This window comes from Kitasatospora sp. NPDC051170, from assembly GCF_044455705.1.
Taxonomy (GTDB): domain Bacteria; phylum Actinomycetota; class Actinomycetes; order Streptomycetales; family Streptomycetaceae; genus Kitasatospora.
Genome location: NZ_JBITFA010000029.1, coordinates 1 through 15,894 on the forward strand (window position 1 = coordinate 1; position 15,894 = coordinate 15,894).

Consider the following 15,894-nt stretch of genomic DNA (forward strand, 5'->3'; position numbering starts at 1 on the left):
GCCTTCCAGCGGGCCCTCCGGGCGCTTCGTTCTTTCGTGTTTCCAGCTTACCAGATGTTTTCCGCTCCGTTTTCCGGAGTTTCATTCATCCGATTTCCCGAACTGGCCGGGACCGCTTTTCGCGACGTCCACCACATTAGCGCATTCCGGGATTTTCCCGAAATTCACGCCCCGGCCAGCTGGCAGGAACGCCGACAAGACCCATCTGCATGGGCTGTCGAAGTGGGGTGGCCGCTCAAGCGACTCGGCGACAGTACTCCTCCTCCACGCCCAAAACAAATTGCGCTGGCCCAGCGGCTGTGCTCACGCTCCGGGCCACGGGGCAACCCCTACGACAAGGCGCTCGCCGTCGTCGAACTCCGGCCCAGCCCCCGCGCGGGCGCGCAGGCGGCGCAGCATCCGGGCGTCCTGGAAGCCGACCGCGCGGGCGGCCGCCTCGGTGGTCGCGCCGTGCGCGAGGAGGTGCTCGGCCCGCTCGACACGCAGTTCCTGCTGGTAGCGCAGCGGGGTGAGGCCCGTGGCCTCGGTGAAGTGGCGGGTGAGGGTGCGCTCGCTCACGCCCGAGGAGGCGGCGAGGTCGGCGAGGACGAGCCGGTCGGTGAAGCGGGCGTCGATGAGGTCCTGCACCCGGTGGACGGCGTCGACGAGGTGGGCGCGGTGCCGCAGCATCGCGCTGGCCTGCCGTTCGTCGCCGTTGCGGCGGGCGTAGACGACCATCTCCCGGGCGATCCTGGCGGCGGCCGCCGGGCCGTGCCGGACGGCGACCAGGTGCAGGGCCAGGTCGATGCCGCTGGCGATGCCGGCCGAGGTGACGACCCGGTCGTCCACCACGTACAGGACGTCGCGTACCACGGCCGCCCTCGGGTGGCGGCGGGCGAGTTCGTCCTGGAGGTCGTGGTGGGTGGTGCAGCGGCGCCCGTCCAGCAGGCCCGCCCGGCCGAGCGCGTCCGCGCCCGCGCAGACGCTGGCGACGGTGCCGCCGGCCGCGTGGTGGGCGGCCAGCCGCTCCAGCGTGGCCGGGGCGAGCTCGCCGTGCGCCCGCAGTTTCGGTGCCCGCCAGCCGGGGACGACGAGCAGGTCCTCCGGTGTGAGGGCGGGCCACTCGACGGGAGCGCGCAGGGTCAGCCCCTGCGCCGTGGGGACGTCCTCCTGCTCGGCCACGTAGCCGATCTCGTAGCCGAGGCCGTGGTCGGCGGCCGTCGAGAAGACCTGGGCGGGCCCGGAGAGGTCCAGCAGGTGCAGCTGCGGGACGAGCAGGAAGACGACGCGGGTCACGATCCGGTCAGCTCCTTCACGGTGGTGACGGTGGCGAAGCGGCCGGCCAGAGCGTACTCGGTGCGGGCGATGATCTCCGCCGTGCCGAGGGTGCGCGGGTCGGCGAGGATCTCCTCGAGGCTGCGCCCGGCGGGGGCGTCGCGGTGCTCGATCGGGTGGGTGGCGGTCGCGTCGACGACGAAGGTGACCTCGTAGCCGAGGTCGGAGGCGACCCGGGTGGTGGTCTCGCAGCACTGCTCGGTGCGGATGCCGCTGACGACCAGGTCGCGGATGCCGTGCTGGGTGAGCAGCTGCTGGAGGTTGGTGGTGGTGAAGGCGTTGTGCGAGGTCTTGGTGACGACGGGCTCGCCCGGCGCCGGCTCCAGCCCGTCCATCAGGCGGACGTGGCCGAGGGCGGGGTCGAAGACCGTCCCGGTGCCGGGCTCGGAGTGCAGGACCCAGACGACGAGGTCGCCCTGGGCGCGGGCGTGCTCGACGAGCTTGCCCACCTGCCCGACGATCCCGGGGTCGGAGACGGCCGCCCAGTTCTCGCGCTGGAGGAAGGAGTTCTGGACGTCGATGACGAGGAGTGCGTTGGTCATGCTCCGATCCTCGCCCGCGCGGGGTGCCCGGGCGAAGGCCCCATCGGGCCGCGATGCGGAACGATCCGGTCACCGGGTGCCCCGGTGCCGGGCGATGACGTCGCGGTACCAGGCGTAGGACGCCCTGGGGGTGCGCCTCTGGGTGGTGAAGTCGACGTGGACGAGGCCGAAGCGCTGGCGGTGGAGTCCTTCCGCCCATTCGAAGTTGTCGAGGAGGGACCAGGTGTAGTAGCCACGGACGTCGATGCCTTCGGCGACGGCTCGGGCGAGGGCGTGGAGGTGGGCGGAGATGAAGTCGATGCGGGGCTGGTCGGGGTCGGTGGTCTCGGTGAGGGAGCAGCCGTTCTCGGTGATGGTCACGGGCGGGAGGGCCTTGCCGTAGCGGTCGCGGAGGGTGAGGAGGAGGCGGGTGAGGGCTTCGGGGACGACGGGCCAGCCGAAGGCGGTGTGGGGGACGTCGGGGATGTCGACGAGGTCGAACGGGAGGCCCGGTGCGGTGGGGGCGGCGACGCGGGTGGGGTTGTAGAAGTTGAGGCCGAGGGCGTCGAGGCCGGGGGTGTGGATGAGCTCGGTGTCGCCGGGGCGGATGGCGCCGTAGAGGTCGTCGGGGACGCCGAGGCCGGTGAGGTCGGGGTAGCGGCCGAGGAGGACGGGATCGGTGAACAGCCGGTTGTGGAGGGTGTCGTAGGCGTCGGCGGCGGCCGCGTCGGCGGGTGAGGCGGTGGCCGGTTCGACGGCGGTGAGGTTGTTGGCGAGCATCACCTCCAGGCCCCGGTCGTGGAGGACGGTGGCGGCCAGGCCGTGGGCGAGGAGCTGGTGGTGGGCGGCCGGGAGGGCCTCGAACATGAGGGTGCGGCCGGGGGCGTGGATGCCGAGGGCGTAGCCGTAGACGGTGTGGACGAACGGCTCGTTGAGGGTGATCCAGGCGGGGACGCGGTCGCCGAGGCGGTCGGTGACGAGGGCGGTGTAGTCGGCGAAGCGGTGGGCGGTGTCGCGGTCGAGCCAGCCGCCGGTGTCCTCGAGGCCCTGGGGCAGGTCCCAGTGGAAGAGGGTGGGCAGCGGGGTGATGCCGGCTTCGAGCAGGGCGTCCACGAGCCGGTCGTAGAAGGCGAGTCCGGCGGGGTTGACGGCGCCGCGGCCGGTGGGCTGGACGCGCGGCCAGGCGATGGAGAAGCGGTAGCCGTCCAGGCCGAGGCCCCGCATGAGCGCGATGTCCTCGGTGTAGCGGTGGTAGTGGTCGCAGGCCACGGCCCCGCTGTGCCCGTCCCGCACGGCGCCGGGGCGGGCGCAGAAGGTGTCCCAGACGGACGGGCCCCGGCCGTCCTCCTCCACCGCCCCCTCGATCTGGTAGGCGGCGGTGGCGGCGCCCCAGCGGAAGTGCGCGGGCAGGTCGTAGCGGTCCGGCATGGCGGCCTCCCGACGAGAACATGAGGGGTGCTCATGTTACTAGCAGGGCCACCCCGTTCGCCAGGCTCGACGTCGCCGAGCGCACCCACGCGGTGGTCGTGGCCCTCGAACGCGGTCTGCTGACCAGGTGTGAGCGGCAGCGCCGTTGTAGGGTCGGCCAATGGCCAAGTACTTCGACGTGCACCCCGAGTCCCCCCAGCCGCGGACCATCGCGACCGTGGCCGACAGCCTGCGGTCCGGGGCCCTGGTCGCCTATCCGACCGACTCCTGCTTCGCGCTCGGCTGCCGGCTGGACAACCGGGAGGGGCTCGACCGGATCCGGTCGATCCGGCGGCTGGACGAGCGGCACCACTTCACGCTGATGTGCCAGGACTTCGCGCAGCTGGGGCAGTTCGTGCAGCTGGACAACAACGTCTTCCGCGCCGTCAAGGCCGCGACGCCGGGCGGCTACACCTTCATCCTGCCCGCCACCAAGGAGGTGCCGCGCCGGCTGATGCACCCGAAGAAGAAGACGGTGGGCGTCCGCATCCCCGACCACACCGTCACCCGGGCGCTGCTCTCGGCGCTCGGCGAGCCGCTGCTGTCCAGCACGCTGATCCTGCCCGACGAGAGCGAGCCGATGACCCAGGGCTGGGAGATCAAGGAGCGGCTCGACCACGTCCTCGACGCCGTCGTGGACTCGGGCGACTGCGGCACCGAGCCGACCACCGTCGTCGACTTCTCCAGCGGCGAGCCGGAGATCATCCGCTACGGCGCCGGGGACCCGAGCCGCTTCGAGTAGGGCTCGCAAGGGCGCCCCCGTCCTGCTGACGGGACTTTCAGCAGGCGGGGCGATCTTGACCCGGTCTGCGGGTAAGGTGGTGGATCGTGGCCAGTCGTAAAACCTCGATCATGGAAGCAGCGGCGCGGGTGATCGCGCGGCGCGGAGTGCGCGGGCTGCGCGTGGAGGAGCTCGCCGCCGAGGCGGGCGTGTCCACCGCGCTGATCTACTACCACTTCAAGGACCGCACCGGCATCCTCCGGCAGACGCTGGAGTTCATCAACGACCGGGCCGAGCGCTACACGACCGAACGCGCGGCGGACGCACCGCCGTTGACGGCGCGCGAGGAACTGGACCAGACGCTGCTGCTGGAGCTCCAGGACAGCGCCGAGGTGCGGGAGAACAGCACCGCCTGGGGCGAGCTGCGGGCGAGCGCGGTGTTCGACGAGACGCTGCGCGAGGACCTGGCCCGGGCGACCCGGGTGTGGGTGCAGGAGATCGCCGAACTGCTGGGCGCCGTACGGCCGATGTCCTCGGCGGTGGCGCTGGCCGGTGCGGCGGAGCGGCTGACGGCCCTGCTGGAGGGGCTCAGCACCCGCTGGCTCAGTGGCAGCCTGCCGCTCGCGCACGCCCGCACGCTGCTGGCGGACGCGATCGACGTCGAGGTCTCCCGACTCGGGTCCTAGCCGAGAATTCTCGTCACTCTCCGTGAGGAATTCCCTCCTCCGGAGTCATGACACGCCCATAGGTTTGACTGATTTTTCAGTCAGTGCGAGCCTGAAGCCGCAGGCGGGTGCCACCCAGCACCCCCGGCCCGGGACCGTCGCACGAACTGGAGAACCCTCATGACCGGCTACCACGACGACCTGCCCCGCTTCTGGGTGCCGGCGGACGACGTCCCGCACACGCGGACCTGGATGTCCTGGCCCTCCCGCCGGGGCGTGTGGGGCCTGCGCCTGGGCGGCGTCCAGGAGGACATCGCCCTGATCGCCCGGACGATCGCCGAGTTCGAGCCCGTCGTCCTGTGCGCCCCCGACGACTGGAGCGCCGACAAGGCCCGCGCCCGCTGCGGCCCCGGGGTGGAGGTCATCACCGCCGTCCCCACCGACGACCTGTGGATGCGCGACACCGCGCCGGTCTTCCGCCGCGACGGGTACGGCGGGCTGGACGCCGTGGTCCTCAACTTCAACGGCTGGGGGAACAAGCAGGTCCACCACGACGACGCCCAGGTCGCCGAACGGATCGCCGCCCGCCGCGGGCTGCGCCACTCCTACGCGGACTTCGTCGGCGAGGGCGGCGCGATCGAGACCGACGGCGACGGCACGGTGATGGCCACCGAGAGCAGCCTGGTCAACAAGAACCGCAACCGCGGCATGAGCCGGGCCGAGATCGAGGACGCCGTCCTGGACGCCTACGGCGCCGACACGATGATCTGGCTGCCCGGCATCAGGGGCAAGGACATCACCGACGACCACGTGGACGTGACCTCCCGGTTCGTCCGCCCCGGCGTGGTCATGGTGCAGCTGCCGCCCGCCGACCGCAACGACGAGTGGGCCCGCGACGCCCGCGAGCAGTTCACCATCCTGTCCGCCGCCACCGACGCCCGGGGCCGCCGGCTGCAGGTGATCGTGGTGCACGGCCCGGACACCGTCCGCTCGCGCAGTTCCAAGTTCGTGGACTCCTACCTCAACTTCCACCTCGTCAACGGCGGCGTCATCACCGCCCAGTTCGGCGACCCGTACAAGGACGCCGCCGCCCGGGACACGCTCGCCGCGGCCTTCCCCGGCCGCGAGGTCGTCCAGCTCGACGTGGACCGGCTGATGACGGGCGGCGGCGGCATCCACTGCTCGACCATGCACGAGCCGATGCCGTAGGGCCCCAGCACGCCCGAACCCCTGACCACCCCGACTCACAGCCGGAGGATCCCGATGACCAACACCCCGTCCCGCCGCACCATGATCCGCTCCCTCGCCGCCGTCGGCGCCGGGGTCGGCGCCCTCACCCTCGGCCTCACCGCCTGCGACCCCAACGGCGTCGAGGACCCGGAGGGCGCCGTCCCGCCGACCCAGCCCGGCGGCGCCCCCGGCACCCCGGGGGGCCCCAGCACCCCCGGCGCCCGGCGCTTCGGCGCCGAGTGGGAGAAGCACCTGCGCACCGTCATGTCCTGGCCCGCCTCCGAGAGCGTATGGGGCGAGCAGCTCCCCGACGTCCGCCGGGACGTCGCGGGCCTCGCCCAGGCCATCGCCGCCCGCGAACCGGTGGTGCTGATGGCCCGTCCGGAGCAGGTGGAGGCCGCGAAGAAGGCGTGCGGCTCGGCCGTCGAGGTCGTGCCCATCGCCGTGGACGACCTGTGGGCGCGCGACACCCTGCCGGTGTTCGTCGAGGAGGGCGGCAAGGTCAAGGGCGTCGACTTCAACTTCAACGGCTGGGGCGGCAAGCAGCAGCGCGGCAACGACTCCAAGGTCGCCCGGGCGGTGCTCGCCAAGTACGGCGTGGAGCGCGTCGAGACCCGGCTCGTCGGCGAGGGCGGCTCCTTCGAGACGGACGGCCTGGGCACGCTGATGGTCACCGAGAGCTCCGTCGTCAACGACAACCGCAACCCGGGGATGAGCCGCGACCAGGTCGAGGCCGAGCTGAAGAAGGCGCTCGGCGTCACCAAGGTCATCTGGCTGGCGGGCGTCAAGGGCAAGGACATCACCGACGCCCACGTCGACTGCCTGACCCGCTTCGTCGCCCCCGGCGTCGTCCTGCTCGACCAGGCGTTCCCGGGCGGCCCGGCCGACGTCTGGTCGCGCGCGGCCGACCAGGCCCGGGGCGTGCTCAAGAACGCCACGGACGCGACCGGGAAGAAGCTCCAGGTGATCGAACTCCAGCAGCCCGACCCGGACAAGATCACCGGGCGCGGGGACGCCTTCGTCTCCTCGTACATGAACTTCTACATCGGCACCAAGGGCGTCTACCTGCCGAAGTTCGGCGACGAGCGGGCCGACTCGCGGGCGCAGCAGACGCTCAAGCAGTACTTCCCGGACCGGGAGATCGTGCCGGTGAAGATCGACGCCATCGCGGCCGGTGGCGGCGGCATCCACTGCGCCACGCACGACATCCCCGCCCTGGGCTGACCGCGCGCAGCAGGCCCTCGAAGCACCGAGCCCTCACACCACCGGCCCGGGAAGAACCGGCCCGGGAAGAACCGGCCCGGGTCCCGTCGGCGGACGGGTCCCGGGCCGGTGCCGTTCCCGAAGCGCTCACGCCTCGGCGGCCGCCGCCTCCTCCTCCGCGCGGCGTCTGCGGTGCTCGACCCGGGTGCCGGAGACCACGGTGAAGGCCAGACTGGCGGCGATGATCCCCTCCGCCCAGAAGAACGCCACGTAGTCCATCAGCGAGCCCACCGGCGGCGAGCCGGGCGCCGCGTTGCGCATCCCGATCAGGGCGAACAGCGTCGCGGCCATCCAGCCGAGCGAGGGCCAGACCAGCCCCTGGCCGGCCCGGTAGAGCACCTCCGCCCCGGCGAGGACGGCCAGGGCGAGCGCCCACATCGCGGCGATCATGAACCAGGCGAGGATGAAGGTGCTTCGCGCCCGGCTGACCCGGCCGTCCAGGAGGGTGGCCCCGGCCGCGGTGGGGGTGCTGGTGGGCCGGACCACGAAGAACGGGTCGGCGTCCGCGAAGACCAGGCCGACGGGCACCGCCGCGCCCGAGCCGTCCGTGGCCGAGCCGTCCGTGGCCGAGAAGGCCAGCTCGAAGTGGTAGCGGTCGAAGGGGTAGTCGGACTGGGTGCCCTCGTACAGGTTGGCCTTGACGGACTGCGAGGTGACCGACTCCCCCGCCGCGGCCCGTAGGTCGGTGCGGGCCTCGGCGTGGACGGCGACGGCGACCGGGCGGGAGAACGCGGCGGGGTCGGCCGCCGAGGCGAGGCTTCCGTGCGGCAGGGCCGCCACGTAGAGGCCGAGTTCACCCGTGCCGGGGTCGATCTCCTGGGCGGTGAGGTCCAGTTCGATCCAGTCCCCCGCCGTCGGCAGGGCCAGTTCGCGGGTCTGCTGCCGGGTGTCGCGCTCGTTGAGGTAGAGCGCGATGCCGGCCGAGCAGAGCACCGCGAGGATCAGCAGGGCGACGGCGAAGCGGTTACCGCGCAGCCGGCCGCGCGGCCGGACGGGCCCGCTCATGCCGCTCCGGAGGCGCCGGTCGTGGACCCTCCTGCCGGGGCCTGCGCGGGCTGCTGCTGGGTGGCGCAGTGGATGCCGCCGCCGCCCGCGGCGATGTGGTTGATGCTCACCTGGGTGACCTTGCGGCCGGGGTGGAGGTCGCCGATGACGCCTGCCGCGTGGTCGTCGGCGGCCTGGTCGCCGAACCTGGGCACGATGACGCCGCCGTTGCAGACGTAGTAGTTGATGTACGTGGCGAGGAAGTTCTTGCCCGCGCCCTGGATCAGGTTGAAGTCCGGTTCGGGCAGGTCGACGATCCTGAACGGGCGGCCGGCGGCGTCGGTCGCGGACTGGAGCACCTGCCGCGCCTGGTCGGAGGCGGTGGTCCAGACGTCCGGCGGGGTGTCGGCGGCCGGGCGGTGCAGCAGGACGGTGCCGGGTTCGGCGAAGCGGGCGAGGGCGTCGACGTGGCAGTCGGTGATGTCCTGTCCGGCGACGCCCTTGAACCAGATCACCTTCCGGACGCCGAGCAGGTCCTTGAAGGCGGCCTCGATCTGGTCGCGGCTCTTGCCGGGGTTGCGGTTGTCGTTGACCCAGCAGCTCTCGGTGGCCATCAGCGTCCCCTCGCCGTCCACCTCCAGGCCCCCGCCCTCGCCGGTGACCGGCGCCGCGATGCGGGTGATGCCGTAGTGCTCGAGGACGGCGGCGGCGACCTTGGCGTCCTCGGCGTGGGTCTGCTTGCCGCCCCAGCCGTTGAAGTGGAAGTCGATCCCGGCGAGGCCCTGCGGGCCGGTGACGAAGGTCGGGCCGCTGTCCCGGGCCCACAGGTCGTCGACGGCCAGCTCCAGCACCTCGACGGAGGAGCCGCACGCCTGACGGGCCTCGGCGGCCTGGTCGGGGCGGGCGAGCAGGACGACGGGCTCGAACCCGGCGATGGCCTGGGCCAGCGAGGCGATGTCCTGGCGGACGCCGGGGAGTTGGTCGCCCCACACCTCCTCCAGGGCGGGCCAGGCCATGAAGGTCCGGGTGTGCGGGCGGGACTCGGCGGGCATCGACCGCCCGGCGGCGGCCGCGTCGCCGGAGGCCGTACCGCTGGGGGCCGTACCGCTGGGGGCGGGCGACTCCGGTCCGCCGCTGTCGGAGGAGGAGGACGAGCAGCCTCCGGCCAGGGCGAGGGCGGCGAAGGCGGCCCCGGACTGCAGGAGGGCGCGGCGGGACGGCCGGGAGGGAGCCATGGGGCCTCGTTCCGGTAGGTGTCGGTGTCCGGCTCCGCAGGCTACTGAGAAAGTGGTCAGGTTCCGTCGCGGCGCGGCTCCGCCGATCGGGGGAAACGCGAGGGCGGCGCCGGGGTACGAAACTCCGGCGCCGCCCGATGGCAATTCAGGAAGCCTCGCGTTCGCGGCGCAGCCGGTGCTCGGTGCGGATGCCGGACCAGGCGGTGCAGGCCAGGCTCGCAGCGATGATCCCCTCGGCCCAGAAGAAGGCCAGGTAGTCGATCAGCGAGCCGATCGGCGGCGTGCCGGGGGCGGCGTTGCGCATGCCGATCAGGGCGAAGAGGCTCGCGGCCATCCAGCCCAGCGAGGGCCACACCAGGCCCTCGCGCTTGCGGAAGAGCACCTCGGCGGCGCCGAGGACGGCCAGGGCGATGGCCCACATCGCGGCGATCATGAACCAGGAGAGGATGAAGGTGCTGCGCGAGCGGATGATCCTCGCGTCCAGGACGACGCTGCCGGTGGCGGCCGCCCTGGCCTGGGGGCGGAGGACGAAGAACGGGTCGGTGTCGGTGAGGACGAGGCCGACCGGGACGGCCTCACCGCCGCTGCTGGCGCGGAATCCGGCCTCGGCGCGGTAGCGGTCGAAGGGGTAGTCGGTCTTGGTGCCCTCGGACATGCCGATCTGGACGGCCTGGGCGGCCGCGCTCTCGCCCTCGGCGGCCCTGATGGTGGCCTTGGGCAGGCCCGCCAGGGTGATCTCGACGGGGCGGGCGAAGGCCGTGGAGTCCGGGGCGGCGGCGAACCTGCCGTGCGGGACGGGGGTGATGTAGAGCGTCAGCTGCTGGCCCGTCGGGTCGACGTCCTGGGCGTTGACGTCCAGTTCGATCCAGTCGGGGGCCGAGGGGATGGACAGTTCCCGGGTCTGTTCACGGGTGTTGCGCTCGTTGAGGTACAGCCCGATGCCCGCCCCGCAGAGGGTGACGACCACCGCCAGGAGGGCGGTGAACCGCCAGTGGCGGCGGCGTCGGGGGGCCGGGGGCGCGGCCGTCTCGGCGGCGGGGGTGTCCTCGATGGTGACCTGCACGGTCGTCCTTTCCACGGCGGACGGGCCGGGCCGGCGGGGTCGCCGCCGGCCCGGCGGCCGTCCGCCGGTGGTGCTCGTTCGCGCCTGTGCCCGCGAGGGGGCCGGGCGTGTCGGTCTTACAGTGCGCGGCGCGCGGCGGCGATCCGGTCGGGATCCCAGCCGGGCCGGGGGACGGACTCCAGCAGCAGCCTGGTGTAGGCGTGCTCCGGGGAGTCCAGGACGTGGGCGGTGGGGCCGGATTCGACGATCCGGCCGCCGCGCATCACCACGACCTGGTCGGTGACGCAGCGCACCACGCCGAGGTCGTGGGTGATGAAGAGGTAGGCGATGCCCGTCTCCTCGCGGATGTCGGCGAGCAGGTTGAGCACCTGCGCCTGGACGGAGACGTCCAGGGCGGCGACCGCCTCGTCGAGGACGAGGACGGCCGGGCGTACGGCCAGCGCCCGGGCGATGGCGACGCGCTGGCGCTGGCCGCCGGAGAGCCGGCGGGGCAGGGCCTCGGCGGCGCGGGTGCCCAGGCCCACCTGGTCGAGGAGTTCGCGGATGCGGGCCGGGTGGTCGTCGTCGGGGAAGTGCAGCCGCAGGGTCTCGCGGAGCACGGCCTCGACGCTGGTGCGCGGGTCGAGGGAGAGGTACGGGTCCTGGAAGACCATCTGGACCTCGCGGGCGCGGGCCAGCCGCTCCGCCTTCCCCTTCGCCCGGCCGCCCCGGGAGCGTCCGTGGACCAGGACCTCGCCCGCGTCGGCCTTCTCCAGGCCGACGACGATGCGGGCGGTGGTGGTCTTGCCGGAGCCGGACTCGCCGACGATGCCGAGCGAGGCGCTGGCGTCGAGGTCGAAGGAGACGTCGTCGACGGCCCGCACGCTGCCGAAGGTGCGGTGCAGGCCACTGACCCGCAGGACGGGCTCAGCCATCGGTGCGGCTCCCTTCGAGCGGGTGGTGGCAGGCGGCGGGGTGCTCGCCCGGCTGGATCTCCGGCACCTGTTCGCGGCAGAGGCCGGTCGCGTGGCGGCAGCGTTCGGCGAACGCGCAGCCCGTCAACTCCCGCCGCAGGTCCGGTGGTTGGCCGTCGATCGCGGCCAACCGGCCGGCCGGGGCGCCGGGAGCCGGGGCGTCCAGGGCGGGGGTGGCGGCCAGGAGCGCGGCCGTGTACGGGTGCCGGGGGTGCTCGAACAGGGCCGTGGCGGGGCCGTGTTCGGCGATCCGCCCGGCGTACATCACGTAGACCCGGTCGCTGATGGCGGCGGCGAGGCCGAGGTCGTGGGTGACGAACAGCAGTCCCGTGCCGAAGCGTTCGCGCAGCCGGCCCAGCAGGGCGACCACCTCGGCCTGGCTGGTGACGTCGAGCGCGGTGGTGGGCTCGTCGGCGAGCAGCAGGACCGGGTCGCCCATCAGGGCGGCGGCGATCATGACGCGCTGCAGCATGCCGCCGGAGAGCTGGCCGGGGTAGCGGTGCAGCAGCTCCGGCCCGAGGCCGACGGCGTCGAGGAGCTCCACCGCTCGCCGGTCGGCGGCGGCGCGGCTCATCGTGCCGGTGAGGCGCACGCTCTCGGTGAGGAAGTCGCCGATGCGGCGCAGCGGGTTGATGGCGGCGCGCGGGTCCTGGAAGATCATCGCGGCCCGGCCGGTGCGCAGGGCGCGCAGCCGGTCGGGGGCCATGGTCAGGACGTCCTCGCCGTCGACGAGGACCTCGCCCCGGATCTCGGCGCCCGGGGGCAGCAGGCCCAGGGCGGTGCGGGAGGTGAGGGTCTTGCCGGAGCCGGACTCGCCGACCAGGGCGACGGTCTCGCCGGGGCCGACGGTCAGGTCGACGCCGTCGAGGACGGGCCGGGCGGTGCCGGGCAGGTGCAGCCGCAGGCCCCGGATGTCGAGGGCGTTCACGGTGCCCCTCTCGTGGTGCGGGTGGTTCATGCGGACCTCCGGGCGACCTGGTCCGCCCAGCGCTCGCCGACCACGTTGAAGGCGACGACGGTGAGCACGATCAGCGCGCACGGCAGGATCGCGGAGAGCGGGTAGCCGTGCTGGATCGCGGTCTGGCCGTCGAAGACCATCCGGCCCCAGTCGGGGGTGAGGGCGGGGACGCCGAGGCCGAGGAAGGACAGGCCCGCGAGGTCCATCAGGGCGTAGCCGAAGTTGACGGCGGACTGGGCGAGGACGATCGGCGCGATGTTGGGCAGGACGTGCCGCAGGCAGATCTGCACGGCGGAGTGGCCCTGGACCTGGTAGGCGGAGACGTAGGGCCTGGTCCGTTCGGCCAGCACCAGGGAGCGGGTGAGGCGGGAGACGTAGGGCAGGTAGGCGATGGCCAGGGCGACGACGGGGGCGAGCAGGCCCTCCCCGTACACCGAGACGATCAGGATGGCGAGCAGCATGCCGGGGAAGGCGAAGACCAGTTCGGTGCTGCGGGAGAGGACGGAGTCGAGCCAGCCGCCGCGCCAGCCGGCCGCGAGGCCGACGGCGATGCCGGCCGCGGTGGAGAAGGCCACCACGCCGAGCGGGCCGAGCAGTGAGGTGCGGGCGCCGGTGAGCAGCCGGGAGAGGGTGTCGCGCCCGGCGGCGTCGACGCCGAGCAGGTGGTCGGGTGAGGGCCCGGCGAGCGCGTTGCCGAGGTCGAGGGCGTTGGGGTCGTACGGCGCCAGCCAGGGCGCGAGCAGCGCGGCGAGCACGACCAGGGCGGCGGAGCCGAGGCAGATCAGGTGGAGCGGGCCGCCGGCGGACCTGAGCCTGGCCAGGCCCGGGCGGCGGGTGAGGCCCGGGCGTCGGGTGAGACCGGTGCTCATGCGTCGGACCTCCTGGAGCCGAGGGTGACCCGGGGGTCGACCAGGGGGTGGAGCAGGTCGACGATCAGGTTCACCGTCATGAACAGGGCCACGATGATCAGGGAGATGGCCTGGACGGTCGGGAAGTCCTTGGTGGTGGTGGACAGTTCGAGGAGCTGGCCGAGTCCGCCGATGCTGAACGCGGACTCCACCAGGACGGTGCAGACCAGCAGGGTGGAGACGATCAGGCCGCCGGTGGTCAGCACGGTGCCCAGCGCGTTGCGGAAGACGTGCCGGCTGATGACCTCGCGCTCGGGGACGCCCCGGCTGCGCGCGACGGTGACGTGCTCGCCCTCCAGGGCCTCCAGCATCGCCGAGCGGGTGACCCGGGCGAGCATGCCGATCAGGTACAGCGCGAGGGCGACGGCGGGCAGGGCGAGGTGCCTGAGCATGTCGCCGAAGCCCTCGCCCGCGCCGCTGGTGGGGAACCAGCCCAGCTTCACCGCGAAGAGGCCCTGGAGCAGGACGGCCGCGACGAAGGAGGGCGTGCCGAGGGCGAAGGTGGTGGTGACCAGGATGGTGGCGTCCGTCCGGCCGCCGCGCACCGCGCCGATCCGGCCGAGCACCAGGCCGAGGACGGCCACGACGACCAGGGCCATCGCCACCAGCAGCATCGTCGCCGGGAGCCGGTCGGCGAGCAGCTTGGAGACGTCGGTGCGGTAGGTGAGGGAGCGGCCGAAGTCGCCCTGGAGGACCTGGCCCAGCCACCGGAGGTAGCGGACCAGGAACGGGTCGTCCAGGTGGTACTGCTCGTTGATCGCCCGGAGGGCCTCCGGGGAGGCCGACCGGCCGGACAGCAGGAAGCTCGCCGGGTTGCCCGGCGCGAGGTACATCGCGCCGAACACCACGAAGGAGGCGCCGAGCAGGGTGAGGGCCATCTCGAGGAGGCGGCGGGCCGCGAACCTCAGGAAGGCCGTCGCTCCGGGGGTGCTCACCGGGCGGCCCCGACGTCGGCGGCCCACGGGTAGTACATGTAGGAGATGGTGGTGGGGGCGCCGGTGACCCTCTTGTTGAGGAACAGGGCGGTGGGCCACTCGGCGACGGGGAGCCAGAGGAGCTGCTGGGAGGCGGTCCGCTGGAGCTCGGCCTCGATGGCGGCGCGCTTGGCCGGGTCGTACTCGGCGGTGGCCCGGTCGACGAGAGTGTCGTAGGCCGGGTCCGTGTAGCCGCCGAAGTTCTGGTAGGCGCCGGTCTTGAAGTTGGCGAGCAGGTCGAGCGGGTCGGTGATCGAGTCGTAGTACGTCTCGGGGAAGAGGTCGAGCCCCTCGCGGGCCTTGGGGTCGGTGAACAGCGAGGTGAAGGCGTTCGGGGCGATCGTCCTGAGCTGGACGTCCAGGCCGATCCGCGCGCCGGCGGACTGGACGGCGGTGGCGAGCAGGGAGACGTCCTGGCCGATGGTGCTGGTGGCGACGGTGACGGTCTTTCCGCTCGCCCCGGCCTCCTTGATCAGGGACTTGGCCTGCTCGATGTCCTGGGCGGTGGGGGCGAGGCCGTCGAAGGCGCCCTTGCGGACGTCCTCGGGGGCCGCGGCCCAGGCCGCCCTGGTGGTGAGCGAGCCGGTGACGGTACCGGCGCCGGCCAGGCCCGCCTTGACGAAGCCGGTGCGGTCGAGCGCCAGGGACAGGGCCTTGCGGACCCGTACGTCCCCGAGCACGCCCTGGAGGTTGGTGACGTTGAGGTTGACGGTGCTCAGGCCCTCGCCGAAGTACAGGGTGCCGACGCCGCTCCTCCTCAGCCGGTCGTAGCTCTCGGTGGGGATGAGGTAGCCGCCGTCGACCTCGCCGCTGAGCATCGCGTTGGTGCGGGCGGAGGGGTCGGTGAGGAAGCGGAAGACGGCCTTCCCGGCCTTGGCCTTCGTACCCCAGTAGCCGTCGAAGCGCTCCAGTTCGACGGACTGGCCCTTGGACCAGGCGCCGAGCTTGAAGGGGCCGGTGCAGTCCAGGCCGCCACCGGTGCCGTAGTCCTTGCCCGCCGCCTCCACCCCGGCCTTGGCGGCGACGACGCCGGCGGCCGTGGCCATGTACTGGGGGAACTGGGAGTCGGGGCGCTTGAGCTTGACGGTGACCTGGAGCGGGCCGGTCGCGGTGACGGAGTCGACGTTCTGGAACACCTGGGCCCAGGCGGAGGCGTTGTCCGCGTTGGTCTGGCGGCCGAAGCTGTAGACCACGTCCTCGGCGCTCATCACCGAGCCGTCGTGGAAGTGCACGCCGGAGCGCAGGTCGTAGACCCAGGTGGTCGGGTCCGGGTTGGAGGCCTTCTCGGCCAGGCCGGGGGCCAGGGTGAGCTGGGGCGTCCAGCGCATCAGGCTCTCGCAGACGTTGGACAGGATGGTGTTCTGCGGGTAGTCGAACGCCTGGAGGTAGTCGAGCGTGGGCGGCTCGGCGTAGGTCGCCCAGGTGAAGGAGTCGATGTCGCCGGTGGCCTGCGGGGTGGTGGCGGAGAGCTGGACGCCCTTGCCGTCGGTGTCGCCGTGCGGTGGCCCTGAGCAGGCGGCGACCAGGGCCGTGGCGCAGAGCAGCGCCGTGGCGGAGAGGGCGAGGCGGCCCGGGGAGGTGGCTCGTCTCACGGGGGTGAGGGTCATGAGGGTGGGCTTTCGATCGGAGGAGAGGGTG

At 72.9% G+C, this 15,894-nt stretch carries 15 protein-coding genes; 4 read left to right on the forward strand and 11 right to left on the reverse strand.

The genetic code is table 11. The features are described 5' to 3' along the window. Nucleotides 1–303: 303 nt before the first annotated feature. The 3 genes from ACIBCA_RS36105 to ACIBCA_RS36115 form a co-directional block, all read right to left on the reverse strand. The gene (locus ACIBCA_RS36105; RefSeq protein ID WP_396287405.1) at nucleotides 304–1,275 is read right to left on the reverse strand and encodes a GlxA family transcriptional regulator; all 972 of its coding nucleotides are present in this window, start codon (nucleotides 1,273–1,275) and stop codon (nucleotides 304–306) included. Next, nucleotides 1,272–1,856, reverse strand: a complete 585-nt coding sequence (locus tag ACIBCA_RS36110) for a cysteine hydrolase family protein (RefSeq protein ID WP_396287406.1) — start codon at nucleotides 1,854–1,856, stop codon at nucleotides 1,272–1,274. Before ACIBCA_RS36110 ends, ACIBCA_RS36105 begins: the two co-directional genes overlap by 4 nt. 69 nt (nucleotides 1,857–1,925) lie before the next feature. Next, nucleotides 1,926–3,263, reverse strand: coding sequence for a GH1 family beta-glucosidase (locus ACIBCA_RS36115; RefSeq protein ID WP_396287407.1), 1,338 nt, complete (start codon nucleotides 3,261–3,263; stop codon nucleotides 1,926–1,928). A 160-nt stretch (nucleotides 3,264–3,423) separates the two neighbouring features. Between ACIBCA_RS36115 and ACIBCA_RS36120 the strand changes: the two genes are divergently transcribed. The 4 genes from ACIBCA_RS36120 (at nucleotide 3,424) to ACIBCA_RS36135 (ending at nucleotide 7,142) form a co-directional block, all read left to right on the forward strand. Beyond that, nucleotides 3,424–4,044, forward strand: coding sequence for an L-threonylcarbamoyladenylate synthase (locus ACIBCA_RS36120; RefSeq protein WP_396287408.1), 621 nt, complete (start codon nucleotides 3,424–3,426; stop codon nucleotides 4,042–4,044). Nucleotides 4,045–4,130: 86 nt separating this feature from the next. Beyond that, nucleotides 4,131–4,709, forward strand: a complete 579-nt coding sequence (locus ACIBCA_RS36125) for a TetR/AcrR family transcriptional regulator (protein ID WP_396287409.1) — start codon at nucleotides 4,131–4,133, stop codon at nucleotides 4,707–4,709. A gap of 159 nt (nucleotides 4,710–4,868) precedes the next feature. After that, nucleotides 4,869–5,897 carry an agmatine/peptidylarginine deiminase gene (locus tag ACIBCA_RS36130; protein WP_396287410.1) on the forward strand — a complete coding sequence of 343 codons (1,029 nt, stop codon included), beginning with the start codon at nucleotides 4,869–4,871 and terminating at the stop codon, nucleotides 5,895–5,897. A 54-nt stretch (nucleotides 5,898–5,951) separates the two neighbouring features. Continuing rightward, a complete protein-coding gene (locus ACIBCA_RS36135) occupies nucleotides 5,952–7,142 on the forward strand; it encodes an agmatine/peptidylarginine deiminase (protein ID WP_396287411.1) in 1,191 nt (396 codons plus the stop codon). Nucleotides 7,143–7,268: 126 nt separating this feature from the next. Here the strand turns inward: ACIBCA_RS36135 and ACIBCA_RS36140 are convergent, their stop codons facing one another. The 8 genes from ACIBCA_RS36140 to ACIBCA_RS36175 form a co-directional block, all read right to left on the reverse strand. Next, a complete protein-coding gene (locus ACIBCA_RS36140) occupies nucleotides 7,269–8,186 on the reverse strand; it encodes a DUF4436 family protein (RefSeq protein ID WP_396287412.1) in 918 nt (305 codons plus the stop codon). Further along, on the reverse strand, nucleotides 8,183–9,400 hold the full coding sequence (locus tag ACIBCA_RS36145; protein WP_396287413.1) for an agmatine deiminase family protein: 1,218 nt from the start codon (nucleotides 9,398–9,400) through the stop codon (nucleotides 8,183–8,185). Before ACIBCA_RS36145 ends, ACIBCA_RS36140 begins: the two co-directional genes overlap by 4 nt. A gap of 145 nt (nucleotides 9,401–9,545) precedes the next feature. Continuing rightward, nucleotides 9,546–10,463, reverse strand: a complete 918-nt coding sequence (locus tag ACIBCA_RS36150) for a DUF4436 family protein (protein WP_396287414.1) — start codon at nucleotides 10,461–10,463, stop codon at nucleotides 9,546–9,548. Nucleotides 10,464–10,579: 116 nt separating this feature from the next. Then, a complete protein-coding gene (locus tag ACIBCA_RS36155) occupies nucleotides 10,580–11,377 on the reverse strand; it encodes an ABC transporter ATP-binding protein (protein ID WP_396287415.1) in 798 nt (265 codons plus the stop codon). Next, nucleotides 11,370–12,374 carry an ABC transporter ATP-binding protein gene (locus ACIBCA_RS36160; RefSeq protein WP_396287416.1) on the reverse strand — a complete coding sequence of 335 codons (1,005 nt, stop codon included), beginning with the start codon at nucleotides 12,372–12,374 and terminating at the stop codon, nucleotides 11,370–11,372. Before ACIBCA_RS36160 ends, ACIBCA_RS36155 begins: the two co-directional genes overlap by 8 nt. Beyond that, the gene (locus ACIBCA_RS36165; RefSeq protein WP_396287417.1) at nucleotides 12,371–13,243 is read right to left on the reverse strand and encodes an ABC transporter permease; all 873 of its coding nucleotides are present in this window, start codon (nucleotides 13,241–13,243) and stop codon (nucleotides 12,371–12,373) included. Before ACIBCA_RS36165 ends, ACIBCA_RS36160 begins: the two co-directional genes overlap by 4 nt. Then, nucleotides 13,240–14,217 carry an ABC transporter permease gene (locus ACIBCA_RS36170; RefSeq protein ID WP_396287418.1) on the reverse strand — a complete coding sequence of 326 codons (978 nt, stop codon included), beginning with the start codon at nucleotides 14,215–14,217 and terminating at the stop codon, nucleotides 13,240–13,242. The genes ACIBCA_RS36165 and ACIBCA_RS36170 overlap by 4 nt, the downstream gene beginning before the upstream one ends. Continuing rightward, the gene (locus ACIBCA_RS36175) at nucleotides 14,214–15,848 is read right to left on the reverse strand and encodes an ABC transporter substrate-binding protein (protein ID WP_396287419.1); all 1,635 of its coding nucleotides are present in this window, start codon (nucleotides 15,846–15,848) and stop codon (nucleotides 14,214–14,216) included. Before ACIBCA_RS36175 ends, ACIBCA_RS36170 begins: the two co-directional genes overlap by 4 nt. Nucleotides 15,849–15,894 lie beyond the last annotated feature (46 nt).

Coding starts and splice junctions, on each gene's coding strand:
- ACIBCA_RS36135 (WP_396287411.1), top strand. CDS start 5,952: ATGACCAACACCCCGTCCCGCCGCACCATGATCCGCTCCCTCGCCGCC.
- ACIBCA_RS36165 (WP_396287417.1), bottom strand. CDS start 13,243: ATGAGCACCGGTCTCACCCGACGCCCGGGCCTCACCCGCCGCCCGGGC.
- ACIBCA_RS36120 (WP_396287408.1), top strand. CDS start 3,424: ATGGCCAAGTACTTCGACGTGCACCCCGAGTCCCCCCAGCCGCGGACC.
- ACIBCA_RS36140 (WP_396287412.1), bottom strand. CDS start 8,186: ATGAGCGGGCCCGTCCGGCCGCGCGGCCGGCTGCGCGGTAACCGCTTC.
- ACIBCA_RS36155 (WP_396287415.1), bottom strand. CDS start 11,377: ATGGCTGAGCCCGTCCTGCGGGTCAGTGGCCTGCACCGCACCTTCGGC.
- ACIBCA_RS36115 (WP_396287407.1), bottom strand. CDS start 3,263: ATGCCGGACCGCTACGACCTGCCCGCGCACTTCCGCTGGGGCGCCGCC.
- ACIBCA_RS36110 (WP_396287406.1), bottom strand. CDS start 1,856: ATGACCAACGCACTCCTCGTCATCGACGTCCAGAACTCCTTCCTCCAG.
- ACIBCA_RS36160 (WP_396287416.1), bottom strand. CDS start 12,374: ATGAACCACCCGCACCACGAGAGGGGCACCGTGAACGCCCTCGACATC.
- ACIBCA_RS36130 (WP_396287410.1), top strand. CDS start 4,869: ATGACCGGCTACCACGACGACCTGCCCCGCTTCTGGGTGCCGGCGGAC.
- ACIBCA_RS36145 (WP_396287413.1), bottom strand. CDS start 9,400: ATGGCTCCCTCCCGGCCGTCCCGCCGCGCCCTCCTGCAGTCCGGGGCC.